Annotated in this window: 38 protein-coding genes; 3 read left to right on the plus strand and 35 right to left on the minus strand. The window is 68.3% G+C overall.

From position 1 onward, the window contains the following. Positions 1-85 precede the first annotated feature (85 nt). Complete coding sequence (locus tag ACFYXU_RS04385) at positions 86-853, minus strand: hypothetical protein (protein WP_389407465.1); 768 nt, start codon at positions 851-853, stop codon at positions 86-88. Positions 854-1,115: 262 nt separating this feature from the next. Between ACFYXU_RS04385 and coaA the strand changes: the two genes are divergently transcribed. Together coaA and ACFYXU_RS04395 are read left to right on the plus strand one after the other, a co-directional pair. Beyond that, on the plus strand, positions 1,116-2,315 hold the full coding sequence (gene coaA / locus ACFYXU_RS04390; RefSeq protein WP_389407466.1) for a type I pantothenate kinase: 1,200 nt from the start codon (positions 1,116-1,118) through the stop codon (positions 2,313-2,315). An 18-nt stretch (positions 2,316-2,333) separates the two neighbouring features. Continuing rightward, positions 2,334-3,281 carry a DUF389 domain-containing protein gene (locus tag ACFYXU_RS04395; RefSeq protein ID WP_389407467.1) on the plus strand — a complete coding sequence of 316 codons (948 nt, stop codon included), beginning with the start codon at positions 2,334-2,336 and terminating at the stop codon, positions 3,279-3,281. Positions 3,282-3,351: 70 nt separating this feature from the next. Here the strand turns inward: ACFYXU_RS04395 and glmM are convergent, their stop codons facing one another. The 4 genes from glmM to ACFYXU_RS04415 all read right to left on the minus strand — a co-directional run bounded on the left by glmM (position 3,352) and on the right by ACFYXU_RS04415 (position 7,717). Next, positions 3,352-4,710 carry a phosphoglucosamine mutase gene (glmM, locus tag ACFYXU_RS04400; protein WP_361393276.1) on the minus strand — a complete coding sequence of 453 codons (1,359 nt, stop codon included), beginning with the start codon at positions 4,708-4,710 and terminating at the stop codon, positions 3,352-3,354. Positions 4,711-4,842: 132 nt separating this feature from the next. After that, the gene (gene rpsI / locus ACFYXU_RS04405; RefSeq protein WP_015035601.1) at positions 4,843-5,355 is read right to left on the minus strand and encodes a 30S ribosomal protein S9; all 513 of its coding nucleotides are present in this window, start codon (positions 5,353-5,355) and stop codon (positions 4,843-4,845) included. Between the two features lie 44 nt (positions 5,356-5,399). Further along, positions 5,400-5,843, minus strand: a complete 444-nt coding sequence (gene rplM, locus ACFYXU_RS04410; protein ID WP_190101702.1) for a 50S ribosomal protein L13 — start codon at positions 5,841-5,843, stop codon at positions 5,400-5,402. 251 nt (positions 5,844-6,094) lie between these two features. After that, entirely contained in the window at positions 6,095-7,717 is a 1,623-nt protein-coding gene (locus ACFYXU_RS04415) for an ABC-F family ATP-binding cassette domain-containing protein (RefSeq protein WP_376507657.1), read from the minus strand. Positions 7,718-7,773: 56 nt separating this feature from the next. On the opposite strand from ACFYXU_RS04415, the gene ACFYXU_RS04420 reads away from it, so the two are divergent. After that, positions 7,774-8,898 (plus strand): hypothetical protein, encoded by a 1,125-nt coding sequence (locus ACFYXU_RS04420; RefSeq protein WP_376507656.1) that lies wholly within the window; start codon positions 7,774-7,776, stop codon positions 8,896-8,898. On the opposite strand, the gene truA is transcribed toward ACFYXU_RS04420, so the two are convergent. The 30 genes from truA to rplC all read right to left on the minus strand — a co-directional run bounded on the left by truA (position 8,869) and on the right by rplC (position 25,718). Further along, on the minus strand, positions 8,869-9,726 hold the full coding sequence (gene truA, locus ACFYXU_RS04425; protein WP_389407468.1) for a tRNA pseudouridine(38-40) synthase TruA: 858 nt from the start codon (positions 9,724-9,726) through the stop codon (positions 8,869-8,871). The two genes, ACFYXU_RS04420 and truA, sit on opposite strands and share 30 nt — an antisense overlap. A 90-nt stretch (positions 9,727-9,816) precedes the next feature. After that, on the minus strand, positions 9,817-10,281 hold the full coding sequence (rplQ, locus tag ACFYXU_RS04430) for a 50S ribosomal protein L17 (RefSeq protein ID WP_329854398.1): 465 nt from the start codon (positions 10,279-10,281) through the stop codon (positions 9,817-9,819). Between the two features lie 177 nt (positions 10,282-10,458). Then, positions 10,459-11,481, minus strand: coding sequence for a DNA-directed RNA polymerase subunit alpha (locus ACFYXU_RS04435; RefSeq protein ID WP_003966937.1), 1,023 nt, complete (start codon positions 11,479-11,481; stop codon positions 10,459-10,461). A 131-nt stretch (positions 11,482-11,612) separates the two neighbouring features. Further along, positions 11,613-12,017 (minus strand): 30S ribosomal protein S11, encoded by a 405-nt coding sequence (gene rpsK, locus ACFYXU_RS04440; RefSeq protein ID WP_006376016.1) that lies wholly within the window; start codon positions 12,015-12,017, stop codon positions 11,613-11,615. A 66-nt stretch (positions 12,018-12,083) separates the two neighbouring features. After that, positions 12,084-12,464, minus strand: coding sequence for a 30S ribosomal protein S13 (gene rpsM / locus ACFYXU_RS04445; RefSeq protein WP_017239590.1), 381 nt, complete (start codon positions 12,462-12,464; stop codon positions 12,084-12,086). Between the two features lie 189 nt (positions 12,465-12,653). Next, entirely contained in the window at positions 12,654-12,767 is a 114-nt protein-coding gene (rpmJ, locus tag ACFYXU_RS04450; RefSeq protein WP_003956441.1) for a 50S ribosomal protein L36, read from the minus strand. Between the two features lie 63 nt (positions 12,768-12,830). Next, on the minus strand, positions 12,831-13,052 hold the full coding sequence (gene infA, locus ACFYXU_RS04455; RefSeq protein WP_003956442.1) for a translation initiation factor IF-1: 222 nt from the start codon (positions 13,050-13,052) through the stop codon (positions 12,831-12,833). A gap of 204 nt (positions 13,053-13,256) precedes the next feature. After that, entirely contained in the window at positions 13,257-14,108 is an 852-nt protein-coding gene (map, locus tag ACFYXU_RS04460) for a type I methionyl aminopeptidase (RefSeq protein ID WP_190101706.1), read from the minus strand. A gap of 97 nt (positions 14,109-14,205) precedes the next feature. Then, a complete protein-coding gene (locus ACFYXU_RS04465) occupies positions 14,206-14,853 on the minus strand; it encodes an adenylate kinase (protein WP_329854402.1) in 648 nt (215 codons plus the stop codon). After that, a complete protein-coding gene (gene secY, locus ACFYXU_RS04470) occupies positions 14,853-16,172 on the minus strand; it encodes a preprotein translocase subunit SecY (protein ID WP_329854403.1) in 1,320 nt (439 codons plus the stop codon). Before secY ends, ACFYXU_RS04465 begins: the two co-directional genes overlap by 1 nt. A 213-nt stretch (positions 16,173-16,385) precedes the next feature. Beyond that, a complete protein-coding gene (rplO, locus tag ACFYXU_RS04475) occupies positions 16,386-16,841 on the minus strand; it encodes a 50S ribosomal protein L15 (RefSeq protein ID WP_030318646.1) in 456 nt (151 codons plus the stop codon). Position 16,842: 1 nt separating this feature from the next. Then, positions 16,843-17,025, minus strand: a complete 183-nt coding sequence (gene rpmD / locus ACFYXU_RS04480; protein ID WP_015035589.1) for a 50S ribosomal protein L30 — start codon at positions 17,023-17,025, stop codon at positions 16,843-16,845. Next, a complete protein-coding gene (gene rpsE / locus ACFYXU_RS04485; RefSeq protein ID WP_015035588.1) occupies positions 17,025-17,627 on the minus strand; it encodes a 30S ribosomal protein S5 in 603 nt (200 codons plus the stop codon). The genes rpmD and rpsE overlap by 1 nt, the downstream gene beginning before the upstream one ends. A gap of 45 nt (positions 17,628-17,672) precedes the next feature. Further along, positions 17,673-18,056, minus strand: a complete 384-nt coding sequence (gene rplR, locus ACFYXU_RS04490; RefSeq protein WP_015035587.1) for a 50S ribosomal protein L18 — start codon at positions 18,054-18,056, stop codon at positions 17,673-17,675. 3 nt (positions 18,057-18,059) lie between these two features. Beyond that, on the minus strand, positions 18,060-18,599 hold the full coding sequence (rplF, locus tag ACFYXU_RS04495; RefSeq protein WP_024755414.1) for a 50S ribosomal protein L6: 540 nt from the start codon (positions 18,597-18,599) through the stop codon (positions 18,060-18,062). A gap of 21 nt (positions 18,600-18,620) precedes the next feature. Continuing rightward, a complete protein-coding gene (rpsH, locus tag ACFYXU_RS04500; RefSeq protein ID WP_015035585.1) occupies positions 18,621-19,019 on the minus strand; it encodes a 30S ribosomal protein S8 in 399 nt (132 codons plus the stop codon). 208 nt (positions 19,020-19,227) lie between these two features. Then, entirely contained in the window at positions 19,228-19,413 is a 186-nt protein-coding gene (locus tag ACFYXU_RS04505; RefSeq protein ID WP_003948630.1) for a type Z 30S ribosomal protein S14, read from the minus strand. A 5-nt stretch (positions 19,414-19,418) separates the two neighbouring features. Next, on the minus strand, positions 19,419-19,976 hold the full coding sequence (rplE, locus tag ACFYXU_RS04510) for a 50S ribosomal protein L5 (protein ID WP_106975815.1): 558 nt from the start codon (positions 19,974-19,976) through the stop codon (positions 19,419-19,421). After that, positions 19,973-20,284: a 50S ribosomal protein L24 gene (gene rplX, locus ACFYXU_RS04515; RefSeq protein ID WP_015035583.1), complete on the minus strand. Its 312-nt coding sequence runs from the start codon at positions 20,282-20,284 to the stop codon at positions 19,973-19,975. The genes rplE and rplX overlap by 4 nt, the downstream gene beginning before the upstream one ends. Before the next feature lie 2 nt (positions 20,285-20,286). Then, positions 20,287-20,655 (minus strand): 50S ribosomal protein L14, encoded by a 369-nt coding sequence (rplN, locus tag ACFYXU_RS04520; protein ID WP_003956455.1) that lies wholly within the window; start codon positions 20,653-20,655, stop codon positions 20,287-20,289. 107 nt (positions 20,656-20,762) lie between these two features. Further along, complete coding sequence (rpsQ, locus tag ACFYXU_RS04525) at positions 20,763-21,044, minus strand: 30S ribosomal protein S17 (RefSeq protein WP_024755411.1); 282 nt, start codon at positions 21,042-21,044, stop codon at positions 20,763-20,765. Then, positions 21,044-21,268 (minus strand): 50S ribosomal protein L29, encoded by a 225-nt coding sequence (gene rpmC / locus ACFYXU_RS04530; protein WP_056552388.1) that lies wholly within the window; start codon positions 21,266-21,268, stop codon positions 21,044-21,046. Before rpmC ends, rpsQ begins: the two co-directional genes overlap by 1 nt. Next, on the minus strand, positions 21,268-21,687 hold the full coding sequence (gene rplP, locus ACFYXU_RS04535) for a 50S ribosomal protein L16 (protein ID WP_017239579.1): 420 nt from the start codon (positions 21,685-21,687) through the stop codon (positions 21,268-21,270). Before rplP ends, rpmC begins: the two co-directional genes overlap by 1 nt. A 5-nt stretch (positions 21,688-21,692) precedes the next feature. Continuing rightward, positions 21,693-22,532, minus strand: a complete 840-nt coding sequence (gene rpsC / locus ACFYXU_RS04540) for a 30S ribosomal protein S3 (RefSeq protein ID WP_015035579.1) — start codon at positions 22,530-22,532, stop codon at positions 21,693-21,695. Further along, positions 22,532-22,879, minus strand: coding sequence for a 50S ribosomal protein L22 (gene rplV / locus ACFYXU_RS04545; RefSeq protein ID WP_004571827.1), 348 nt, complete (start codon positions 22,877-22,879; stop codon positions 22,532-22,534). The genes rpsC and rplV overlap by 1 nt, the downstream gene beginning before the upstream one ends. A 42-nt stretch (positions 22,880-22,921) precedes the next feature. Beyond that, positions 22,922-23,203, minus strand: a complete 282-nt coding sequence (gene rpsS, locus ACFYXU_RS04550) for a 30S ribosomal protein S19 (protein WP_015035577.1) — start codon at positions 23,201-23,203, stop codon at positions 22,922-22,924. A 12-nt stretch (positions 23,204-23,215) separates the two neighbouring features. Then, on the minus strand, positions 23,216-24,052 hold the full coding sequence (rplB, locus tag ACFYXU_RS04555) for a 50S ribosomal protein L2 (protein WP_030208986.1): 837 nt from the start codon (positions 24,050-24,052) through the stop codon (positions 23,216-23,218). Positions 24,053-24,092: 40 nt separating this feature from the next. Beyond that, on the minus strand, positions 24,093-24,416 hold the full coding sequence (rplW, locus tag ACFYXU_RS04560) for a 50S ribosomal protein L23 (RefSeq protein ID WP_024755407.1): 324 nt from the start codon (positions 24,414-24,416) through the stop codon (positions 24,093-24,095). Beyond that, complete coding sequence (gene rplD / locus ACFYXU_RS04565; RefSeq protein WP_376507652.1) at positions 24,416-25,066, minus strand: 50S ribosomal protein L4; 651 nt, start codon at positions 25,064-25,066, stop codon at positions 24,416-24,418. Before rplD ends, rplW begins: the two co-directional genes overlap by 1 nt. A 7-nt stretch (positions 25,067-25,073) precedes the next feature. Next, entirely contained in the window at positions 25,074-25,718 is a 645-nt protein-coding gene (gene rplC, locus ACFYXU_RS04570) for a 50S ribosomal protein L3 (RefSeq protein ID WP_361393272.1), read from the minus strand. Between the last annotated feature and the right edge of the window lie 6 nt (positions 25,719-25,724).

Consider the following 25,724-nt stretch of genomic DNA (forward strand, 5'->3'; position numbering starts at 1 on the left):
GCGGAATCCGCCCCACCGGCCGGAGTCGACGCGTCACGAACCCCCGCCCGTGTCGCCCCCGGCGCCGCGCCCCGTGCCGCCCGGGTCAGCCCAGCTTGGCGGCCTGGGCGTCGATCACGGCCTTCGGCAGGTCCTTGACCGTGCCGCCGAGGCTGAGGGTGGAGAAGGAGGCCAGCGTGCCGCCCTTGCGGAAGACGGCCACCTTGGTGACGAAGGGCTCGCCGTCCATGTCGACGGTCACGGTCCACGCGAGGGACTCCTCACCGGCGGACACGCTCTCCGGCGCGACCTTGGTGACCTTCGTCTTCTCGCCGCCGCCGATGACGGTGAAGCCGCCCGCGCAGTCCGTGCCGGCCGTCTTCAGCGAGGCGAAGGCCTCCTGCGCGCCCTGCCCGTCGTACGAGCCGAGGGCCACGCTGGTCACGGGCGCGCTGAGCGCACCGAGGGCGTCCTTCGGCGAGGCCGTGGCGCCCTCGGACTTCGGCACCTCGATGGCCTTGCGGTGCGCGGTGGCGGCCGGGTTCCCGGTGGCGAGGAAGGACATCGCGTCGGCGAGCGGCTTGCAGGACGGCTTGTCGGTGGCGACGGCGTCGGACTTCACGAGGTCCGCGGGCTTGGCCTTCTGGACCTGGTGGCCCGGCAGGTCGGCCTGCTCGACGATGAGCTTCTCCAGCTCGGCGGAGGACAGCGCCTTCGTGTCGGGCGCGCTGCTCGTGGCGGAGGCGCTCGGCGCCGCGGATCCCTTGCCGGCGCCCTTGCCGGAGTCCCCGTCGCCGCTGCCGCAGGCGCTGACGAGCAGCGCGAGGGAGGCGGCGGTGACGACGGCGGCGGTACTGCGGGTGAACGTGCGCATCGGGTGCTGCTCTCTGTTTCTCTTCGTGACGACGGGACGGCCCGGCGGCATGCGCCGTGGCGGCGTACGCCGTGGGCATGCGCCGTGGTGTCGTCGTGTCGTGGTGACGTCGCGCCGCCCGGTGGCGGCTCCCCCCGCGTGAAGAACAGGAGCCCACGCGGCATCACAGCATGATCGCCGCCACGGCGGGACGGGGCAACGCCTTTTGTCGCGTGACCCACCCCACCCCCCACGTCCCCCGCCGACCCCCGACAATGGCGGGGTGATCACTTCGCCGCCACGAAGCCCCGACGGAGAACCCGGCAACGGCGCCGGCCCCGGAGGGCCCGCCGGACCCGGAAGCCCCCAGCCCGGGAGCGGCGGCACCCCCGCACCCGAGCCGCCGGGCACGACCGCCACGGCCGGGCCCCCCGCACCCCGGCCCACAGGCACCACCGGGACCCCGCCGCCCGGCACCCCTGCCGCACCCGGCACCCCTGCCCCCGCCACCCCCCGCAACAACTCCGGCCACCGCAAGCCCTCCGAGGCGACGCCCTACGTCGATCTCACCCGGGCCGAGTGGAGCGCGCTGCGCGACAAGACGCCGCTCCCGCTGACCGCCGACGAGGTCGAGCGGCTCCGCGGCTTCGGGGACGTCATCGACCTGGACGAGGTGCGGGACATCTACCTCCCGCTCTCCCGGCTGCTCAACCTGTACGTGCAGGCCACCAGCGGCCTGCGCGGCGCGCTGAACACGTTCCTCGGCGAGAGCGCGGAGCAGCGCGGCACGCCCTTCGTCATAGGGGTCGCCGGCTCGGTGGCCGTCGGCAAGTCGACGGTCTCCCGGCTCCTCCAGGCGCTGCTCGCCCGCTGGCCGGAGCACCCGCGCGTGGAGCTGGTGACCACGGACGCCTTCCTCTATCCGATGGAGGAGCTGAAGTCGCGCGGTCTGATGTCCAGGAAGGGCTTCCCGGAGTCGTACGACCGCCGGGCGCTGACCCGCTTCGTCGCGGACGTCAAGGCGGGCAAGGACGAGGTGACGGCCCCGGTCTACTCGCACCTGATCTACGACCGGGTGCCCGGCGAGCGGCTCGTCGTGCGCCGCCCGGACATCCTCATCGTGGAGGGCCTGAACGTCCTCCAGCCGGCCCTGCCCGGCAAGGACGGCCGGACCAGGGTGGGGCTCGCCGACTACTTCGACTTCTCGGTGTACGTGGACGCGCGGCCGGAGGACATCGAGCGCTGGTACCTGAACCGGTTCCGGAAGCTGCGCGACACCGCGTTCCAGGACCCGTCCTCGTACTTCCGGCGCTGGACGCAGGTCTCCGAGGACGAGGCCTTCGACTACGCGCGCACGATGTGGCGGACCATCAACAAGGTGAACCTCCTGGAGAACGTGGCCCCGACGCGCGGCCGGGCGACCCTCGTCGTCCGCAAGGGCCCCGACCACAAGGTGCAGCGCCTGAGCCTGCGGAAGCTCTGACCTCCGTACGCTCTCCCCATGCTGCATCTGCGGATGATCGTCCCGCCGGACCGCACCTCCGAGGCGGTCCGGCTGATCGAGTCGACGGTGGGCACCGCCCATCTGGTGGTGCTGCCCGGCGCCGCCCGGGACCCCACGGGCGACGTCGTGATGTGCGACGTCGCCCGCGAGGCGGGTCACCAACTGCTGGGCGGGCTGCGCGCGCTGAGGATCGATCAGGACGGGTCCATCGCCGTCGACAACATCGACTTCTCCCTCTCCACCCGCGCGGAGGAGGCCGAGGCGGAGGCCCCGGGCGAGCCCGCGGACGCGGTGATCTGGGAGCAGCTGGCGGACGCGACGCACGAGGAGTCGACGCTCTCCATCACGTACAGCGCGTTCATGATCCTGGCGACGATGATCGCGGCCTGCGGTGTCGTCCTGGACAACGCGATCCTGATCGTGGGCGCGATGGCGGTCGGGCCGGAGTTCGGGCCGCTGGCCGGGGTCTGTACCGCGATCGTGCAGCGCGCGCCGAAGCTGGCGGCCCGCTCGCTCTTCGCGCTGGTCGTGGGGTTCGCCGCGGCGATCGCGGCGACGACGGTGTTCAGCCTGGGGATGGACGCGCTCGACCTGTTCAGCCAGGCGCAGCTGGACGCGGACCGGCCCAACACCAAGTTCATCTGGCAGCCGGACCCGTTCTCGTTCGTCGTGGCGCTGCTGGCGGGCGCGGCCGGGACCCTCTCGCTGACCTCGGCGAAGTCGGGGGCCCTGGTGGGCGTGGCCATCTCCGTGACGACGGTCCCGGCGGGCGCGAACGCGGCGGTGGCGCTCAGCTACGGGGACCTGGGCCAGATGTGGGGCTCGGTCGAGCAGCTGGGCCTGAACCTCTTCGGGATCATGCTGGCCGGGACGCTCACCCTGTACGGGCAGAAGCTGCTGTGGAACACGCAGCGCGGCCGATGGCGCCGGGAACCGAAGGCGTGACGCACGGAGGAGGGCCCCCGCCGAATTCCGGCGGGGGCCCTCGCTCTTGCATGACGGTGCCTCAGAAAGGCTAGCCCAGAGCGGACTTCACGACATCCGCGAGGCGCTGCGCGACCGCGCGGGCCTGCTCGATGTCGGCGGCCTCGACCATGACGCGGACCAGCGGCTCGGTGCCGGAGGAGCGCAGCAGGACGCGGCCGGTGGAGCCGAGCTCGCGCTCGGCTTCGGTGACGGCGGCGGCGAGCTCGCCGGAGGTGGTGACCCGGGACTTGTCGACGTCCTTGACGTTGATGAGGATCTGCGGGAGCCGCTCCATGACCCCGGCGAGGTCCGCGAGCGACTTGCCGGTGGCGGCCACGCGGGCGGCCAGCATGAGGCCGGTGAGGGTGCCGTCGCCGGTGGTGGCGTGGTCGAGCACGATGACGTGCCCGGACTGCTCGCCGCCGAGCGCGTAGCCGTTCTCCTTCATGGACTCCAGGACGTAGCGGTCGCCGACCGCGGTCTGGACGAGGTTGAGGCCCTCGCGCTCCATGGCGAGCTTGAAGCCCAGGTTGGACATGACGGTCGCGACGACGGTGTCCCCGCGCAGGGTGCCGGCCTCGCGCATGGCGAGGGAGAGCACGGCGAGGATCTGGTCGCCGTCGACCTCGTCGCCCGCGGCGTCCACGGCGAGGCAGCGGTCGGCGTCGCCGTCGTGGGCGATGCCGAGGTCGGCGCCGTGCTCGACGACGGCGGCCCGGAGCAGGCCCAGGTGGGTGGAGCCGCAGCCGTCGTTGATGTTGAGGCCGTCCGGCTCGGCGCCGATGGTGACGACCCGAGCACCGGCCCGGGTGAAGGCCTCGGGCGAGACGCGGGCGGCGGCGCCGTGGGCCTCGTCGAGGACGATCGTGAGGCCGTCGAGGCGGTTGGGGAGGACGGCGAGGAGGTGGGAGACGTACGTCTCGAAGCCCTCGTCGTAGTCACGGACGCGGCCGACGCCGGCACCGGTGGGGCGCTCCCAGGGGGCGCCGGTGCGGTGCTCCTCGTAGACGGCCTCGATCTTGTCCTCGAGGTCGTCGGCGAGCTTGTGGCCACCGCGCGCGAAGAACTTGATGCCGTTGTCGGGCATGGCGTTGTGGCTGGCGGAGAGCATCACGCCGAGGTCGGCGCCGAGGACGCCGGTGAGGTGGGCCACGGCCGGCGTGGGCAGGACGCCGACGCGCAGGACGTCGACACCGGCGCTGGCGAGGCCGGCGACGACGGCCGCCTCCAGGAACTCTCCGGAGGCGCGCGGGTCACGCCCGACCACGGCGGTCGGCCGATGGCCCTCGAAGGTGCCCGCCTCGGCGAGCACGTGCGCGGCCGCGACCGACAGGCCGAGCGCGAGCTCCGCCGTCAGGTCCGCGTTGGCGACGCCGCGTACGCCGTCCGTGCCGAAGAGTCGTCCCACAGCTGTCCTCCGAAAATACGTGCCCAAGCTGATGAAAGATGAAAGAGGTGACGCAAGAGGTTATGAAAAAACGTACGCCCCGACGGCACGGGCAGTGCCGCCGGGGCGTACGAAAGCAGACCGAGCAGGCGATTAACGCTTGCTGTACTGCGGAGCCTTGCGGGCCTTCTTGAGACCGGCCTTCTTCCGCTCGACCGCGCGGTCGTCACGGGAGAGGAAGCCGGCCTTCTTCAGCGCCGGGCGGTTGTTCTCGACGTCCGCCTCGTTCAGCGCACGGGCCACGCCGAGGCGCAGGGCGCCGGCCTGGCCGGAGACACCGCCACCCGCGATGCGGGCGATGACGTCGTAGCGGTTGTCGAGCTCGAGCACCTTGAAGGGCTCGTTGACTTCCTGCTGGTGCACCTTGTTGGGGAAGTAGTCCTCAAGGGTGCGACCGTTGATCTTCCACTTGCCGGTGCCCGGAACGATCCGGACGCGGGCGATGGCGTTCTTGCGACGGCCCAGGCCGGCGGCCGGCTGCGGGTCGCCGAAGCGGGACGCGAGCGACTCGGAGGTGTACTCACCCTCGACGAGCTCGGTCTCGGTGGTGTACTCCTCGACGCCCTCGAACTCGTCGACGGGGGTCTCGGGGGTGGTCTCGGCCACGATGCTCCTCAGATTTCTTTCGTTCTTAGGGGGTGTGGCCGGAACTACTGCGCGACCTGGGTGATCTCGAACGGAACCGGCTGCTGCGCAGCGTGCGGGTGGTTCTCGCCCGCGTAGACCTTCAGCTTCGAGATCATCTGACGGCCCAGGGAGTTCTTGGGGATCATGCCCTTGATGGCCTTCTCGACGGCCTTCTCGGGGTTCTTGGCGAGCAGCTCGTCGTAACGGACGGAGCGCAGACCACCCGGGAAGCCGGAGTGGCGGTAGGCCAGCTTCTGGGTCTTCTTGTTGCCGGACAGGTGGACCTTGTCGGCGTTGATGATGATGACGAAGTCGCCCATGTCCATGTGGGGGGCGTAGACCGGCTTGTGCTTGCCTCGGAGGAGGTTCGCAGCCGTGGTCGCCAGACGGCCCAGGACGATGTCCTGCGCGTCGATGATGTGCCACTGGCGAGTGACATCGCCGGGCTTGGGGCTGTACGTACGCACTTCGTAGCCTTCGCTTCTTCAGTGGATGGAGTCCAGACACACCTGAAGCGATCATGCAGCTGGGGCCTGCACTGCCGGGATCGATGCCCGTATGCGAGCCACTGGTAACTGCTCCAGGGAACCTGCGCGGCGGCTCTTCGCGTGAGAACGACGAAGCCACTACGCATAACAAACCGCAACAGTACCCGCGCCACCCCGGACGGGTCAAAACGCGCGGGCCCCCGCCGCACCGGCCCCCGTGCCCCCGGGGGTCAGCGCGCCCGCTCGACCCGTCGCTCGTCCCACACGGGCTCGGTGGTCTCCCGTACGACGCCGTCCGAGCCGAAGACCAGGAAGCGGTCGAAGGACTTCGCGAACCAGCGGTCGTGGGTGACGGCCATCACCGTCCCGTCGTACGACTCCAGACCCTCCTGGAGGGCCTCCGCCGACTCCAGGTCCAGGTTGTCCGTCGGCTCGTCGAGCAGCAGCGCCGTCGTCCCCGCCAGCTCCAGGAGCAGGATCTGGAACCGCGCCTGCTGCCCGCCGGACAGCTTGTCGAAGGGCTGGTCGCCCTGCCGCTCCAGCTCGTACCGCCGCAGCACCGACATCGCGCCGCCCCGGTCCTTGGCGTGCTCCGTCCACAGGATGTCGACGAGCGGCCGCCCGGCCAGCTCCGGGTGCGCGTGGGTCTGGGCGAAGTGCCCCGGCACGACGCGGGCCCCGAGCTTCCAGGACCCCGTGTGCGCGACGGACCCGTCCCCCGCGAGCAGCCGCAGGAAGTGCGACTTGCCGGAGCCGTTCGACCCGAGGACGGCCACCCGCTCGCCGTAGTAGATCTCCAGCGAGAACGGCTTCATCAGACCGGTCAGCTCAAGGTTCTCGCAGGTCACGGCCCGCACCCCGGTCCGCCCGCCGCGCAGCCGCATCCGGATGTCCTGCTCGCGCGGCGGCTCCGGCGGCGGGCCCGCCTCCTCGAACTTCCTCAGCCGGGTCTGCGCGGCGGCGTACCGGGAGGCCATCTCGTGGCTGACCGCGGCCGCCTGCCGCAGGTTGATCACCAGCTTCTTCAGCTGCGCGTGCTTCTCGTCCCAGCGCCGCTTCAGCTCCTCGAAGCGGGCGAACCGCTCCCGCCGGGCCTCGTGGAAGGTGTCGAAGCCGCCGCCGTGCACCCAGACGTCCGACCCGGCCGGGCCGGGCTCGACCGCGATGATCTTCTGCGCGCCCCGGGAGAGCAGCTCCCGGTCGTGGGAGATGAAGAGCACGGTCTTGCGGGTCTCCCGCAGCCGCTCCTCCAGCCACCGCTTGCCGGGCACGTCGAGGTAGTTGTCCGGCTCGTCCAGGAGCAGCACCTCGTCCGGGCCGCGCAGCAGCGACTCCAGGACCAGCCGCTTCTGCTCACCGCCGGAGAGCGTGCGCACCTCACGGAACTGCGCCTTCTCGTACGGGACGCCCAGCGCGGCCATGGTGCAGATGTCCCAGAGGGTCTCCGCCTCGTACCCCTGCACCTCGGCCCAGTCGCTGAGCGCCTGGGCGTACTTCATCTGCGCGGCCTCGTCGTCGACCGTCATGATCAGGTGCTCGGCCTCGTCGACCGCCTTCGCGGCCTCCCGGATCCTCGGCTGCGCGACGGAGACCAGCAGGTCACGGACGGTGGACTCGTCCCGTACGGAGCCGACGAACTGCGGCATCACGCCGAGGCCGCCGCTGACCGTGACGGTGCCGCCGTGCGGCTGGAGCTCCCCGGCGATCATCCGGAGCAGGGTGGTCTTCCCGGCGCCGTTGGCCCCGACGAGGGCGACCACGGCGCCCTCCCCGACCCGGAAGGAGGCGTCCCCGAGGAGGACCCTCCCGTCGGGAAGGTAGTACTCCAGATGCGCGGCCTCGACATGTCCCATGGGATGCATTGTCGCCGCCCGCGTCGGCCTCGCCCAACCGGTTTAGGATGCGCGGCATGAGCTTTGGGGGACCGCAGTGGCCGCAGGAGCCGCAGCAGCAGGGGCAGCAGGGGTACGGACAGCAGCCCGAGCAGGGACAGCGGGGGCAGGGACAGCAGCAGGGCGGCGGATACGGCTACCCACAGGACCCACAGCAGGGCGGGGGATACGGCTACCCGCCCCAGCAGCAGGGGGGCGGGAGCGGGGGATACGGCTACCCGCAGAACCCCCAGCAGGGCGGCGGATACGGCTACCCGCCCCAGGGGCAGAACGGCGGCGGAGGCTACGGCTACCCGCCCCCGCAGCAGGACCGGCCGGACCCCTTCCCGGGCGCCCAGGGCGGCGGTGACACCCCCGACTGGGGCGCCATGGCCGACGCCTCCGCCTCGCGCGGACGTCGCAAGCGCCTCCTGATGATCGGCGGCGGGGTCGTGGCCGCGGTGGCCGTGGGCGCGATCGTCGCCACCGCCGTCGTGAGCACGAACCAGAAGAACGACGAGGCCAAGAACGGCCCGCTCCCCACCGGCACGGTCTCCCCCACCGGCACCCCGACCCCCGAGCCGACCTTCTCCTCGGTGGCCCCGCCGCCCCCGCCGAACCCGAAGGACTACATCTCGGACCCGAAGAAGGACAAGGCCCCGCTGAGCGCGGAGGGCCTCTTCCCGGGCAAGAAGCTGACGATGAGCGGCCGCCCGTACAAGAAGGGCGCGACCTCCTCGACGACGAACTGCGCGGCCGTCACGCAGGGCGGCCTCGGCGGCGTCCTGCAACGGAACGGCTGCCTGCGGGTGCTGCGCGCCACCTATGTGAAGGACGGGGTGGCGGTCACCGTCGGCGTCGCCGTCTTCCCGTCCGAGGCGGCGGCCCAGAAGGCGAAGGACCAGGCCGCCGGCGGCATCGCGCCCCTGGTCGGCGCCGGCGTGGGTGACTTCTGCCATGCCACGGTCTGCCTGCGACGCTCGAACGCCATCGGCCGGTACGCGTACTTCACCCAGGCCGGGTTCACCAACGGCAAGAAGGTCACCAAGGCCGACAAGCCCGTCTTCCAGGCCAGTGACGACCTCGGCACCTTCGCCTTCAACCAGATCTACGCCCGGGGCCGCTCCCAGGCCTCAGCAGCAGCCGGCGCTCCCGGGGAGTGACCGCTTGTTCCGGGCCTCCCGGCTGCGGGCGGCGAGCAGCTCGTCCGCCGGGTAGCCGACCTCTTCGAGGGTGAGGCCGTGCGGCCGGACGACGTGGACGGCCGAGTCGCGGACGCCGGCGGCGAGCACCTTGCCGGGCCAGTCCACCGGCCGGTGTCCGTCGCCGACGAAGAGCAGGGCGCCGACGAGCGAGCGGACCATGTTGTGGCAGAAGGCGTCCGCCTTGACGGTCGCCTCCAGGATCCCGTCCTCGCGCCGCTCCCAGCGCAGCACCTGGAGCGTGCGGATGGTCGTGGCGCCCTCACGCCGCTTGCAGTACGCGGCGAAGTCGTGCTCGCCGACGAGCGCGGTGGCGGCCTCGTTCATCGCGTCCAGGTCGAGGGCCCAGTCGTGCCACAGCACGTGTCCGCGGAGCAGCGGGTCGACACCCCCGGGGTTGTCGGTGACGCGGTAGGCGTAGCGGCGCCAGACGGCCGAGAAGCGCGCGTTGAAGCCGGCGGGGGCCTCCGCCACGCTCCACACCCGCACGTCGTGGGAGAGCCGCCCCGCGAGCCGCCGCAGCAGCTTGTCACGGTGCTCCGCCCACACCTCCACGGGCAGGTCGACGTGGGCGACCTGGCCGCGCGCGTGCACACCGGCGTCGGTCCGGCCGGCGACGGTCAGCTCGTACGTCTCCCTGGACCGGGTCACGGTCCGCAGGGCGTCCTCGATCTCGCCCTGCACGGTCCGCTGCCCCTGGGCCTGCTTGGCCCAGCCGGAGAAGTCCTTGCCGTCGTACGAAAGGTCAAGGCGTACCCGTACGAACCCGTCCTGCACGTCATCGCTCACGCGAAGATCCTCTCAAAGACACGACTCACCCACGGGAACGGGCCCGCACCCCAGGGGGTACGGGCCCGCTCACGAGAAACGGAGGAACGCTTACGCGTCCTTCGACTCCTCGGCCGGGGTCTCGGCGGCCGCGTCGGCCTCCTTGACGGCGCGCACGGTGGCGGCCTCGGCCTCGGCGACGGTCGCCTTCTTGGCGATCTCGCCCTCGACCAGCTCGATCACGGCCATCGGGGCGTTGTCGCCACGACGGTTGCCGATCTTGGTGATACGGGTGTAGCCACCCGGACGCTCCGAGTAACGCGGGGCGATCTCGGTGAAGAGGGTGTGGACGATCCCCTTGTCGGTGATCGACTGCAGCACCAGGCGACGGTTGTGGATGTCGCCCTTCTTCGCCTTGGTGATCAGGCGCTCGGCGACCGGACGCAGGCGACGGGCCTTGGCCTCGGTCGTGGTGATGCGGCCGTGCTCGAAGAGCGACTTCGCCAGGTTGGCGAGGAGCAGCTTCTCGTGCGCGGCGGAACCGCCGAGGCGGGCACCCTTCGCGGGACGCGGCATGGTGTTTCTCCTTGTGATCTGCACCGGCCGTATGAGGTACCGATGTCAGTGTCCGAGCGGGCGGTCACCCGTCGGAGATCCGGGCAGCCCCGCAGGGGCGCCCGGAGGGGGCGCGGGGAACTGCGCGATCAAGCACAGCGTTCCCGCAGCCGGGTACGGACCCTGAGGCCCGAGTTCTCAGTACTGCTCGGTCTCGACGAAGCCCGCGTCCGCGTCGTCGTCGGCGCCGAAGGCGTCGGCGGCGGCCGTCGGGTCGAATCCGGGCGGGCTGTCCTTGAGGGCCAGGCCCATGCCGGCCAGCTTCGCCTTGACCTCGTCGATCGACTTCGCACCGAAGTTGCGGATGTCGAGCAGGTCGGCCTCGGAGCGGGCGACGAGCTCACCCACGGAGTGGATGCCCTCGCGCTTGAGGCAGTTGTACGACCGAACGGTGAGCTCCAGCTCCTCGATCGGCAGCGCCAGGTCGGCGGCCAGGGCGGCGTCCGTCGGGGACGGGCCCATGTCGATGCCCTCGGCGTCGATGTTGAGCTCGCGGGCCAGACCGAACAGCTCGACCAGGGTCTTGCCGGCGGACGCCATGGCGTCGCGCGGGCGCATGGCCTGCTTGGTCTCGACGTCGACGATGAGCTTGTCGAAGTCGGTGCGCTGCTCGACTCGGGTCGCCTCGACCTTGTAGGTGACCTTCAGCACGGGGCTGTAGATGGAGTCGACCGGGATGCGGCCGATCTCCTGGCCGACCTGCTTGTTCTGGACGGCGGAGACGTAGCCGCGACCGCGCTCGACGGTCAGCTCCATCTCCAGCTTGCCCTTGCCGTTGAGCGTGGCGAGAACGAGGTCGGGGTTGTGCACCTCGACACCGGCCGGGGGCGCGATGTCGGCGGCGGTGACCAGACCCGGTCCCTGCTTGCGCAGGTACATCACGACCGGCTCGTCGTGCTCCGAGGAGACGACCAGCTGCTTGATGTTGAGGATGAGGTCGGTGACGTCCTCCTTGACACCCGGCACGGTGGTGAACTCGTGCAGGACGCCGTCGATGCGGATGCTGGTGACAGCGGCACCCGGGATCGAGGAGAGGAGGGTACGGCGGAGGGAGTTGCCGAGGGTGTAGCCGAAGCCCGGCTCCAGCGGCTCGATCACGAACCGGGAGCGGAACTCGTCGACGACCTCTTCGGTCAGCGACGGACGCTGAGCGATAAGCATGTCTGTGTGTCCTTCAGTCGTGGACGCCCACCATTTGACGTCCTCGGGGTACTACGTACTGCAAGGGTACGGGCGGTACGCCCCGGGAAGGGGGCGCACCGCCCGAAAGCCCTGGTCAAGCAGGCCGTGCGTCAGACGCGGCGGCGCTTGGGGGGACGGCAGCCGTTGTGCGGCGTGGGGGTGACGTCCTGGATCGAACCGACCTCGAGGCCCGTGGCCTGGAGGGAGCGGATCGCGGTCTCACGGCCGGAGCCGGGACCCTTGACGAAGACGTCGACCTTGCGCATGCCGTGCTCCTGCGCGCGGCGAGCGGCCGACTCGGCGGCCATCTGCGCGGCGAACGGGGTGGACTTGCGCGAGCCCTTGAAGCCGACGTGGCCGGCGGAGGCCCAGGAGATCACGTTGCCCGCGGGGTCCGTGATCGAGACGATCGTGTTGTTGAACGTGCTCTTGATGTGCGCGTGGCCGTGAGCGACGTTCTTCTTTTCCTTGCGGCGCACCTTCTTGGCAGCGCCCTGACGACCCTTGGGGGGCATCTATAACTCCTACGGGAGGTGGTCGGTCCTACAGCGAAGACCGCTTGGTCAAGCGTCCGCTGAGGACTACTTCTTGCCCGGCTTCTTCTTGCCGGCGATGGCGCGACGCGGGCCCTTGCGGGTACGAGCGTTCGTGCTGGTGCGCTGGCCGCGGACGGGCAGGCCACGACGGTGGCGCAGGCCCTGGTAGCAGCCGATCTCGACCTTGCGGCGGATGTCGGCGGCGATCTCGCGGCGGAGGTCACCCTCGGTCTGGAGGTTGGCGTCCACGTACTCGCGGATCTTGACGAGGTCTTCCTCGGCAAGGTCGCGGACACGGGTGGACGGGTTCACGCCGGTCGAGGCGAGGATCTCCTCGGACCGGGTACGCCCGATGCCGAAGACGTAGGTGAGTGCGACCACCACACGCTTTTCGCGCGGGATGTCAACACCGGAAACGCGTGCCATTCAATGGCTCCTGTGTTCTCGGGGGTCTGCTGCAGAACCGTTCCCGGCTGCCGTATGAGGTACAGGTCGGGTCCCCGGCCCCCGCCGGAGGTGCCGTCAACCGTGGGACACGGTCGGACGGGCTCTGCGTATGTACGAATTGCTATGCGTCGCGCGAAGAACTGCGAAATGCAGGTCGGTCGGCGTGCGTCAGCCCTGGCGCTGCTTGTGGCGCAGGTTGTCGCAGATGACCATGACCCGGCCGTGACGGCGGATCACCTTGCACTTGTCGCAGATCTTCTTGACGCTCGGCTTGACCTTCATGGGATGTGAGGTTCTCCGGGTCAGTGCCACCACCCGCGCGCGGAGGCGGGGTGCGGGCAAGATCTACTTGTACCGGTAGACGATCCGGCCACGCGTCAGGTCGTACGGAGAGAGCTCCACGACGACCCGGTCGTCCGGGAGGATTCGGATGTAGTGCATCCGCATCTTGCCGGAGATGTGCGCGAGGACCTTGTGACCGTTCTGGAGCTCCACCTTGAACATGGCGTTCGGGAGGGACTCGATCACGGTGCCCTCGATTTCGATGGCACCTTGCTTCTTGGCCACGCTTCGCCTTTCGAATCGGCTACCTTGATCGACTTCCGGCGCCGTGTGCGGACACACGGGTACACGAGAGCCGACGCATCAGTCTACGTCAGGGCCCTGGAAAAGACGAATCGGGAAGTCTGCCCACGCTAGAAGATCATTACGCGAACACCGAATCGGCATCCGCCCGGCGGGTCGCCCCGCCGGGCGCAGGGACTCCCGCGCCTAGGCCAGCGGGTCCGGGGCCGCCGTGACGCCCAGCTCCGCCAGCTTCGCCTTGCCGCCGTCGACCGCGGTGAGCACCAGGGGGCCCTCCTCGGTCAGGGCGATGGAGTGCTCCCAGTGCGAGGACCAGGTGCCGTCGGTCGTGATGACCGTCCAGTCGTCCTTCAGGACCTCCGTCTGCGGGGTGCCCAGGGAGACCATCGGCTCGATCGCCAGGCAGAGGCCGGGGACCAGCTTGGGGCCCTTGCCGCGCTTGCGGGAGACGTAGTTCAGCAGGTGCGGGTCCATGTGCATCTCGGTGCCGATGCCGTGGCCGCCGTAGTCCTCGATGATCCCGTACCGGCCCAGGCTGTGGTCGCCGACGGCCGGGCGCGGCTGCCGCTTGATGTACGTCTCGATCGCCTTCGAGATGTCCACCAGCCGGTTGCCGAGCTTCATGGCCGCGATGCCGGCCCACATCGACTCCTCGGTCACCCGGGAGAGCTCGACGAGCTCGGGCGCGTGCCCGGTGCCCACGAAGGCCGTGTAGGCCGCGTCGCCGTGCCAGCCGTCCACGATCGCGCCGGCGTCGATGGAGATGATGTCGCCGTCCTTGAGGACGGTCTTGTCGTCGGGGATGCCGTGGACGACGACCTCGTTCACCGAGGTGCAGATCGTCGCGGGGAAGCCGCCGTACCCGAGGAAGTTCGACTTCGCCCCGTGGTCGGCGATGACCTTGCGCGCGACCTCGTCCAGGTCCTTCGTCGTGGCGCCCGGCACGGCCGCCTCACGCGTCGCCGCGTGGATGGCGGCGACGACCAGGCCCGCCTCGCGCATCTTCGCGATCTGCTCGGGGGTCTTGATCTGCACCATCGTGGCCGCGGCCTTTCCATCGAGTACGGGGGACAGAACAACGATACGGCCGCGACGCCCCCGAGGGGCACCGCGGCCGTATCGAACGAACCAGGGGTTACTTCTTGAGCGCGGCCATCGCCTTGGCGGTGACCTCGTCCACCTTGCCGAGCGCCGAGATCGTCGCCACCAGGTTCTGCGCCCGGTAGTAGTCGATGATCGGCTCGGTCTCGGTGTGGTAGACCGACAGACGCTTGCGGACGGTCTCCTCCGTGTCGTCGTCGCGCTGGTACAGCTCGCCGCCGCAGACGTCGCAGACGCCCTCGGTCTCGGGAGCGTTGTACGTCACGTGGAAGACGTGCGCGGAGTCCTTGCGGCAGATGCGGCGACCCGCGATCCGCTTCACGACCTCGTCCTCGGGGACCTCGAGGTCCAGGACCGCGTCCAGCTCGATGCCGTCGGCCTTCAGGAAGGCGTCCAGCGCCTCGGCCTGGGCCACGTTCCGGGGGAACCCGTCGAGCAGGAAGCCGCCCTCGGCGTCCGCCTGGTGCATGCGGTCCTCGGCCATCCCGATCGTCACGGAGTCCGGCACGAGCTGGCCGGCCTTCATGTACGACTGCGCCTCTACACCCAGCGGCGTGCCCTGCGAGATGTTGGCACGGAACAGGTCGCCCGTAGAGATGTGCGGGATGCCCAGGTTCTTGGCGAGGTACGCGGCCTGCGTGCCCTTGCCCGCACCGGGCGGTCCGACGAGGACGATTCGCATCAGCGGAGGAACCCTTCGTAATTGCGCTGCTGGAGCTGGCTCTCGATCTGCTTCACGGTCTCCAGCCCCACACCCACGATGATGAGGATGCTCGTCCCGCCGAAGGGGAAGTTGGCATTGGCGCCACCGAAGCCTGCCAACGCCATCGTCGGCACAAGAGCGATCAGACCCAAGTACAGCGAGCCCGGCCAAGTGATCCGGTTGAGCACGTAGCTCAGATACTCGGCAGTAGGTCGACCAGCCCGGATACCCGGGATGAAGCCACCATACTTCTTCATGTTGTCCGCGACTTCCTCGGGGTTGAACGAGATCGCCACGTAGAAGAAGGCGAAGAACACGATCAGGAGGAAGTACGCGGCGATGTAGTAGGGGTGGTCACCCTTGACGAAGTGGGCTTCGATCCAGGTCTTCCACCCTGCGGTGGAGTTCGAGAACTGCGCGATCAAGGCCGGGATGTAGAGCAGCGACGACGCGAAGATGACGGGAATCACACCCGCCTGGTTCACCTTCAACGGGATGTAAGTGGACGTACCGCCGTAGGAGCGCCGGCCGATCATGCGCTTCGCGTACTGGACCGGGATGCGTCGCTGGGCCTGCTCGACGAAGACCACGAGGGCCACCATCACGAAGCCGATGAGGATGACGACGCCGAACTCGATCCAGCCCTGGGCGAGCTTGCCGCTCTTCTTGATGGCCCAGAGGGCGCCCGGGAAGCCGGCCGCGATCGAGATGAACATCAGGATCGACATGCCGTTGCCGATGCCGCGGTCCGTGATCAGCTCACCGAGCCACATGACGATGCAGGTGCCCGCGGTCATGGTGAGGACCATGGTGGCGATGGTGAAGATCGACTGGTTCGGGACGACCTGGTCGGCGACGATGCAGCCGCTGAAGAGCGCGCCGCTCTTGGCGGTGGCGACGAGGCCGGTGCCCTGGAGGATGGCGAGGGCCACGGTCAGGTACCGGGTGTACTGCGTGATCTTGGCAGTGCCGGACTGACCCTCCTTCTTGAGGGCTTCGAGGCGCGGGATCACGACGGTCAGCAGTTGCAGGATGATGCTGGCCGTGATGTACGGCATGATGCCGAGCGCGAAGATGGTGATCTGCAGCAGCGCTCCGCCACTGAACATGTTGACCAGGCCGAAGAGGCTGTTGTTGCCCTCGCTGGCCTGCTTGACACACTGCTGGACGGCCTCATAGCTGACGCCGGGGACCGGGATGTGGGCCCCGAGGCGGTACAGCACGATGATGGCGAGCGTGAAGAGCAGCTTCTTGCGCAGGTCGGGCGTCTTGAACGCCCGGGCGAACGCGGTGAGCACGGTGCCTCCTGCGACCCCCGCGCTAGGCGTCAAGGGTGACGGTCTTGAGGTTCGACGAATAGGAATCGGTCATCAATCCCGTGCGGGCATACCGCACGGAGTCTAGACAGTGCACGCCACCTTACCGGCGAGCATGCCCCCCTAGGAACGACCAATCGGGGATGCCCCTTTTGAGAGGCATCCCCGATCGGATGTTCAAGCCATCGAGTCGTCTCAGACGAGCTCGGTGACGGTGCCGCCGGCGGCGGCGATCTTCTCCTTGGCGGAGCCGGAGACGGCGTCGACCGTCACCTGCAGCGCCACGGTGATCTCGCCGGTGCCGAGCACCTTGACGAGCTGGTTCTTGCGAACCGCACCCTTGGCGACCAGGTCGGCCACCGTGACCTCGCCACCCTGCGGGTAGAGCGCGGTGAGCTTGTCCAGGTTCACGACCTGGTACTCGGTGCGGAACGGGTTCTTGAAGCCCTTGAGCTTCGGCAGACGCATGTGGAGGGGCATCTGCCCACCCTCGAAGCGCTGCGGAACCTGGTAACGGGCCTTGGTGCCCTTGGTACCACGACCGGCCGTCTTACCCTTCGACGCCTCACCACGACCCACACGGGTCTTGGCGGTCTTGGCGCCCGGGGCGGGACGGAGGTTGTGGGCCTTCAGCGGGTTGGTCTCCGCCATGTCAGTCAACCTCCTCGACCGTCACGAGGTGGCGGACGGTGTGCACCATGCCGCGGAACTCGGGGCGGTCCTCCTTGACAACCACGTCGTTGACCTTCTTGAGGCCGAGCGAACGCAGGGTGTCGCGGTGGTTCTGCTTGCTGCCGATGTACGACTTCGTCTGCGTGACCTTGAGGCGAGCCATTACGCACCCGCCCCGGCACGTGCACGGAGCAGAGCCGCGGGGGCGACGTCCTCGAGGGGCAGACCACGGCGAGCCGCGATCTCCTCGGGACGCTGCAGGCCCTTCAGGGCCTCCACGGTCGCGTGCACGATGTTGATCGCGTTGTCGGAGCCGAGCGACTTCGACAGGATGTCGTGAACGCCGGCGCACTCGAGCACGGCGCGCACCGGGCCACCGGCGATGACACCGGTACCGGGGGAAGCCGGCTTGAGCAGGACGACGCCCGCGGCCTTCTCGCCCTGGATCGGGTGAGGGATGGTGCCCTGGATGCGGGGAACCTTGAAGAAGTTCTTCTTGGCTTCCTCGACGCCCTTGGCGATGGCCGCGGGAACTTCCTTGGCCTTGCCGTAACCGACACCTACGGTGCCGTCACCGTCACCCACCACGACGAGCGCGGTGAAGCTGAAGCGACGACCACCCTTGACAACCTTGGCGACGCGGTTGATCGCGACAACGCGCTCAACGTACGCGGTCTTCTCGGCGGCAGCGCCACCGTCGCGGCCCTTCCGGTCCCGCCGCTCGCCGCCACCGGCACCGCTTCCGCGGCGCTGGGGTCCAGCCATTGGATTACCTCTCTCTGTTACGTCCGTTAGTCCCGGAACCGGGGCTTAGAACTTCAGCCCGGCTTCGCGGGCGGCGTCAGCCAGAGCGGCAATGCGCCCGGCGTACCTGTTGCCACCACGGTCGAACACGACGGCCTCGACACCGGCGGCCTTGGCGCGCTCAGCGACCAGGGCACCGACCTGCTTGGCCTGCGCGGACTTGTCGCCCTCGCCACCGCGGATCGACGCGTCCAGGTTCGACGCGGACGCAAGGGTGTGACCCTTGAGGTCGTCGATGACCTGAGCGGTGATGCCGCGGTTCGAACGCGTCACGACGAGGCGCGGACGCTCCGCCGTACCCGACACGTTCTTGCGGATGCGGATGTGGCGGCGAGCCTTGGCCGCACGCTTGTAAGCGTCGCCCTTGGCGATCTTCACACCGTATGCCATGGCTTACTTACCAGCCTTTCCGACCTTGCGGCGGATGACCTCGCCGGCGTACTTGACGCCCTTGGCCTTGTACGGGTCGGGCTTCCGCAGCTTGCGGATGTTCGCCGCGACCTCGCCGACCTTCTGCTTGTCGATGCCCTCGACCGAGAACTTGGTCGGCGACTCGACCTTGAACGAGATGCCCTCGGGCGCCTCGACCAGGATCGGGTGGCTGTAGCCGAGCTGGAACTCCAGGTTGGAGCCCTTCGCGGCGACGCGGTAACCGACACCGCTGATCTCGAGCGCCTTCACGTAACCCTGGGTCACACCGGTGATCATGTTGGCCACCAGCGTGCGGGACAGGCCGTGAAGGGCCTTGTTCTGACGCTCGTCGTTCGGACGGTTGACGTTGAGCACGCCATCCTCGCCCTTAACGATCTCGATCGGAGCGGCGACGGTGTGGCTCAGGGTGCCCTTGGAACCCTTGACCGTGACCGTGCGGCCATCGATGGTGACGTCCACGCCGGCGGGAACCTGGATAGGCAGCTTGCCAATACGCGACATTAGCTATTCCTCCGTTCCCGACTACCAGACGTAGGCGAGGACTTCCCCACCTACGCCCTTCTTGCCTGCCTGCTGGCCGGTCAGGAGACCGTGGGACGTGGAGATGATCGCCACGCCCAGGCCGCCGAGAACCTTCGGCAGGTTGGTGGACTTCGCGTAAACCCGGAGACCGGGCTTCGAGATCCGCTTGATGCCCGCGATGGAGCGCTCACGGTTCGGACCGAACTTGAGCTCGAGGACGAGGTTCTTGCCGACCTCGGCGTCCTCGACCTTCCAGCCCGTGATGAAGCCCTCCTGCTGGAGGATTTCCGCGATGTGAGACTTGATCTTGCTGTGCGGCATCGTCACGGAGTCGTGGTATGCCGAGTTCGCGTTACGCAGACGAGTCAGCATGTCCGCGATCGGATCAGTCATGGTCATGAATTGGCCTTCGGCCTCTCTCGCCGGGGTTTCCTGTATGCGCCATCCCTCTCCCCACACAGGGGCGGGACGGGTGCGGCGCGGGGACCTACGGCGTAGTAAGTCGTACGGGCGGCGGACGCCCAACCCTCCTAGCCTAAGCCATGGAGGCCTGGGCATCCGCCAACCCAGTGCTTACCGAGAGACTCCGGTCATCCCAACTAAGGGATTACCAGGAGCTCTTGGTCACGCCCGGCAGCTCGCCACGGTGAGCCATCTCACGGAGGCACACGCGGCACAGGCCGAACTTGCGGTACACGGAGTGGGGACGACCACAGCGCTGGCAGCGCGTGTAGCCGCGCACGCCGAACTTGGGCTTGCGGGCAGCCTTCGCGATGAGAGCCTTCTTCGCCATCTCGCTTACGCCTCCTTGAACGGGAAGCCGAGGTGACGCAGAAGGGCACGGCCCTCGTCGTCGTTGGTCGCCGTGGTCACCACGGTGATGTCCATACCCCGGACACGGTCGATCTTGTCCTGGTCGATCTCGTGGAACATGACCTGCTCCGTGAGACCGAAGGTGTAGTTGCCACGCCCGTCGAACTGCTTGGGGGACAGACCACGGAAGTCGCGGATGCGCGGAAGCGCGAGCGACAGGGTGCGGTCCAGGAACTCCCACATGCGGTCGCCACGGAGGGTGACGTGCGCACCGATCGGCTGGCCCTCACGCAGCTTGAACTGCGCGATGGACTTGCGAGCCTTGGTGACGGCCGGCTTCTGGCCGGTGATCGTGGTGAGGTCACGGACGGCACCGTCCATGAGCTTCGAGTCACGGGCGGCGTCGCCGACACCCATGTTGACCACGATCTTCACGAGGCCGGGAACCTGCATGACGTTCTCGTACGAGAACTCCTCACGCAGCTTGCCCGCGATCTCCTCGCGGTACTTCGTCTTGAGACGCGGAGTGGTGGTAGCCATCAGATGTCCTCACCCGTCCGCTTGGCAACGCGGATCTTGTTGCCCTCGTCGTCGAAGCGGTAACCGACACGCGTGACGACCTTCTTGCCGTCCTTCTCCACGACCAGCTGGACGTTGGAGACGTGGACCGGAGCCTCGGTCGTGACGATGCCACCGGCCTGCGACGGGCCGGCCTTGGTGTGCTTCTTGACCCGGTTGACACCCTCGACGAGGACGCGGTTCTCGCGGGGGAAGGCCGTGATGACCTTGCCCTGCTTGCCCTTGTCCTTACCGGTGATGACCTGGACCAGGTCGCCCTTCTTGATCTTCATGCTTACAGCACCTCCGGCGCGAGCGAGATGATCTTCATGAACTTCTTCTCGCGCAGCTCACGGCCGACCGGGCCGAAGATACGGGTGCCACGAGGGTCGCCGTCGTTCTTGAGAATGACAGCGGCGTTCTCGTCGAAGCGGATGTACGAGCCGTCCTGGCGGCGGCGCTCCTTGACGGTGCGAACGATGACCGCCTTGACGACGTCACCCTTCTTCACGTTGCCACCGGGGATCGCGTCCTTGACGGTGGCGACGATGACGTCACCGATGCCCGCGTAGCGGCGACCCGAGCCACCGAGAACACGGATGCAAAGGATCTCCTTGGCACCAGTGTTGTCGGCGACACGCAGTCGCGACTCCTGCTGGATCACGTCTATCTCCTGATTTGTCTGCCGGTTCCCGGCGGGGTCGCGCTACGCGGAGCAGCGCGACCCCACCGAGCCTGGCGGAACTGACCCGAGGGAAACCCCTCGAGTAATTACTTGGCCTTCTCGAGGATCTCGACGACGCGCCAGTGCTTCGTCGACGACAGCTTCCGGGTCTCCATCAGGAGGACGCGGTCACCGATGCCGGCAGCGTTCTGCTCGTCGTGAGCCTTGAGCTTGTTCGTACGGCGGATGACCTTGCCGTACAGCGCGTGCTTGACGCGGTCCTCGACAGCGACGACGACGGTCTTGTCCATCTTGTCGCTGACGACCAGGCCCTCGCGGACCTTGCGAGCGTTGCGCTCGGTCTTCTCAGTCACGTTGCTCTCGCTCATCAGACGTTCTCCACCGTCTCGATGCCCAGCTCGCGCTCGCGCATCAGGGTGTAGATCCGGGCGATGTCCTTACGGACGGACTTGAGCCGACCGTGGTTCTCGAGCTGACCCGTCGCCGCCTGGAAGCGGAGGTTGAACAGCTCTTCCTTGGCCTCGCGGAGCTTGTTGAGAAGCTCCTCGTTGCCCAGCTCGCGCAGCTCGGACGCCTTGGTACCGGCCGACATCACAGCTCACCTGCTTCGCGCTTCACGATCTTGCACTTCATCGGCAGCTTGTGGGCCGCACGGGTCAGGGCCTCGCGCGCGATCTTCTCGTTCGGGTAGGACAGTTCGAACATCACCCGACCCGGCTTGACGTTCGCGATCCACCACTCCGGAGAACCCTTACCGGAACCCATGCGGGTCTCGGCCGGCTTCTTCGTCAGCGGGCGGTCCGGGTAGATGTTGATCCAGACCTTGCCGCCACGCTTGATGTGGCGGGTCATCGCGATACGGGCCGCCTCGATCTGGCGGTTGGTCACGTACGCCGGCGTGAGGGCCTGAATGCCGTACTCGCCGAACGCAACCTGCGTACCACCCTTGCTGGCGCCGGAGCGCTTCGGGTGGTGCTGCTTGCGGTGCTTGACCCTACGGGGGATCAGCATTTCGGTCAGGCCTCCGTTCCGGTGCTCTCAGCCGGAGCAGCGGCGGCAGCCTCGGCCTTGGGGGCCTCGGCGGCCGGAGCCGACTGCTGCGGCTTGCGGCCGCGGCCGCCACGCTCGCCACCGCGGCCACCACGGCCGGCCGGGCGGTCGCCAGCGCCGGCGCCACGGGCCGGGCGGTTACCCGCACGGGCAGCGGCGTTCTCGGCGCGGACCTCGGCGATGTTCTTGACGTCGCCCTTGTAGATCCAGACCTTCACGCCGATGCGGCCGAAGGTGGTCTTGGCCTCGAAGAAGCCGTAGTCGACGTTCGCGCGGAGCGTGTGCAGGGGCACACGGCCCTCGCGGTAGAACTCCGAGCGGGACATCTCGGCGCCGCCGAGACGACCGCCGCACTGGATCTTGATGCCCTTGGCGCCGGCCTTCATCGTGCCCTGCATGCTCTTACGCATGGCGCGACGGAAGGAGACGCGGGAGGAGAGCTGCTCGGCAACGGCCTGAGCGACCAGCTGGGCGTCCATCTCGGGGTTCTTGACCTCGAGGATGTTCAGCTGGACCTGCTTGCCCGTGAGCTTCTCGAGGTCGCCGCGGATGCGGTCGGCCTCGGCGCCACGGCGGCCGATGACGATGCCGGGACGCGCGGTGTGGATGTCCACCCGCACGCGGTCACGGGTGCGCTCGATCTCAACCTTCGAGATGCCGGCGCGCTCCATGCCGGACGTCATCATCCGACGGATGGCGACGTCTTCCTTGACGTAGTCCTTGTACAGCTTGTCGGCGTACCAGCGGGACTTGAAGTCCGTGGTGATGCCGAGCCGGAACCCATGCGGGTTAACCTTCTGGCCCATTACCGGGTTCCTTCCTTGCTGCTGACGACCACGGTGATGTGGCTGGTCCGCTTACGGATCCGGTAGGCACGGCCCTGAGCACGCGGACGGAACCGCTTCAGGGTCGGGCCCTCATCCACGTACGCCTCGCTGATGACCAGCGAAGAGGCGTCGGTGTGGTCGTAGTTGTGCGCGGCGTTGGCGATGGCGCTGTCAAGCACCTTGCCAACCGGCACGCTCGCGGCCTGCGGGGCGAAACGCAGGACCGCCTGAGCCTCCGTGGCGTCCATGCCACGGATAAGGTCCACCACGCGGCGGGCCTTCATGGGCGTGACGCGGATGTACCGCGCCTGGGCCCTGGCTTCCATGGTTGTCCTTCCAGTGTCTGTCATGGTCATTCCACCCCGCTACTAGCGGCGCTTCGACTTCCGGTCGTCCTTCACGTGACCCCGGAAGGTGCGCGTCGGCGAGAACTCGCCGAGCTTGTGGCCGACCATCGACTCGGTGACAAACACCGGAATGTGGGTCTTGCCGTTGTGCACCGCGATCGTGTGGCCGAGCATGGCCGGGATGATCATCGAGCGACGGGACCAGGTCTTGATGACGTTCTTGGTACCGGCTTCGTTCTGGGCGTCCACCTTCTTGACGAGGTGGCCGTCGACGAAGGGTCCCTTCTTGAGACTGCGCGGCATCTAAACCCGCTCCTAGCGCTTCTTGTTCGTCTTGCGGCGGCGGACGATGTACTTGTTCGAAGCCTTCTTCGGCGAACGAGTACGACCCTCCTTCTGACCCCACGGGGAGACCGGGTGGCGACCACCGGAGGTCTTGCCCTCACCACCACCGTGCGGGTGGTCGACCGGGTTCATCGCCACACCGCGGACGGTCGGGCGAACGCCAAGCCAGCGCTTGCGGCCGGCCTTGCCCCAGTTGATGTTCGACTGCTCGGCGTTGCCGACCTCGCCGATGGTGGCGCGGCAGCGGGCGTCGACGAGACGGATCTCACCGGACGGCATACGAAGGTGGGCCATCGTGCCCTCCTTCGCCAGCAGCTGCACGGAGGCACCGGCCGAGCGGGCGAACTTGGCGCCGCCACCGGGACGGAGCTCGATCGCGTGGATCGTGGTACCGACCGGGATGTTGCGGAGCGCCAGGTTGTTACCGGGCTTGATGTCCGCGCCGGGGCCGTTCTCGACGCGGTCGCCCTGGGTCAGACCCTTGGGGGCGATGATGTAGCGCTTCTCGCCGTCCACGTAGTGGAGGAGCGCGATGCGCGCGGTGCGGTTGGGGTCGTACTCGATGTGAGCGACCTTGGCCGGCACGCCGTCCTTGTCGTGACGACGGAAGTCGATCACGCGGTAGGCGCGCTTGTGGCCACCGCCCTGGTGACGGACGGTCACACGACCGGTGTTGTTACGGCCGCCCTTGCTGTGCAGGGGGCGGACCAGCGACTTCTCCGGCGTGGACCGCGTGATCTCGACGAAGTCGGCTACGGAGGAGCCACGGCGGCCCGGCGTAGTCGGCTTGTACTTGCGGATTCCCATTTCTCAGTCCTCGTCCGATTCCGGACGATCCAGACCGCCGTTAGGCGGTCGGACCGCCGAAGATGTCGATACGGTTGCCCTCGGCAAGGGTCACGATGGCGCGCTTGGTGTCCTTGCGCTTGCCGAAACCGGCCTTGGTGCGCTTGCGCTTACCCTGGCGGTTGATCGTGTTGACCCCGGTGACCTTGACCGAGAAGACCGCCTCGACGGCCTGCTTGATCTGGGTCTTGTTGGAGCCAGGCGCGACGATGAACGTGTACTTGTTCTCGTCCAGCAGGGCGTAGCTCTTCTCCGAGACGACCGGCTTGACGAGAATGTCGCGCGGGTCCGAGAAGGTCTTGCTGGTGACGACGGCCTCAGTCATCAGGCGTCGCTCCCTTCGGTCTCAGCGGTCTGGGGGCCAGACACGAAGGACTCGAGGGCGGCCTGGGTGAAGACCACGTCGTCGGAGACGATCACGTCGTACGTGTTGAGCTGGCCCGGCTCCAGGATGTGCACCTGGGGCAGGTTACGAGCGGACAGCCACGCGGCCTCGTCGGAGCGCTCGACGACCAGGAGCAGGTTCTTGCGCTCCGAGATCTTGCCGAACAGCGTCTTGGCGGCCTTGGTGGAGACGTTGCCGTCGACCACGCCGGAGACGACGTGGATACGCGAGTGGCTCGCCCGGTCCGAGAGGGCACCGCGGAGGGCGGCGACCTTCATCTTCTTCGGGGTCCGCTGGGAGTAGTCACGCGGCTGCGGGCCGTGGACGACGCCACCACCGGCGAACTGCGGGGCGCGGGTCGAACCCTGACGGGCGCGGCCGGTGCCCTTCTGGCGGTAAGGCTTCTTGCCACCACCACGGACTTCGCCACGGCGCTTGGTCTTGTGCGTGCCCTGACGGGCCGCGGCCAGCTGCGCGACGACGACCTGGTGGATCAGCGGAACGCTGACCTTGGCGCCGAAGATCTCCTCGGGGAGCTCGACGGTCCCGGTCTTGTCGCCTGCCGGCGAAAGGATGTCAATGGTGCTCATCGGTTCCTCAAACCCCCTTGGCCGCGGTGCGGACCAGGACGAGGCCACCGTTGGGGCCGGGGACGGCGCCCTTGATGAGCAGCAGACCCTTCTCGGCGTCAACGGCGTGGACGGTCAGGTTCTGGGTGGTCACACGCTCGTTGCCCATGCGACCGGCCATCTTCATGCCCTTGAAGACGCGGCCCGGGGTGGCGCAGCCACCGATCGAACCGGGCTTGCGGTGCACGCGGTGGGCACCGTGCGAGGCCTTGCCACCACGGAAGTTGTGGCGCTTCATCGCACCGGCGAAGCCCTTGCCCTTGCTCTTGCCGGTGACGTCGACCTTCACGCCGGCCTCGAAGACCTCGGCGGTGATCTCCTGGCCGAGCGTGTACTCGGAGGCGTCAGCGGTGCGGAGCTCCACCAGGTGGCGGCGCGGGGTGACGTCGGCCTTGGCGAAGTGGCCCTTGAGGGGCTTGTTCACCTTGCGCGGGTCGATCTCGCCGAAGGCGATCTGGACCGACTCGTAGCCGTCGACGTCGTTCGTACGCACCTGGGTCACGACATTGGGGCCGGCCTTGACGACGGTCACCGGAACGATCCGGTTGTTCTCGTCCCAGACCTGCGTCATGCCGAGCTTCTCGCCCAGGATGCCCTTGATGTTCTTAGCCATCTCGCG

This window comes from Streptomyces sp. NPDC002232 (assembly GCF_042890295.1).
Taxonomy (GTDB): domain Bacteria; phylum Actinomycetota; class Actinomycetes; order Streptomycetales; family Streptomycetaceae; genus Streptomyces.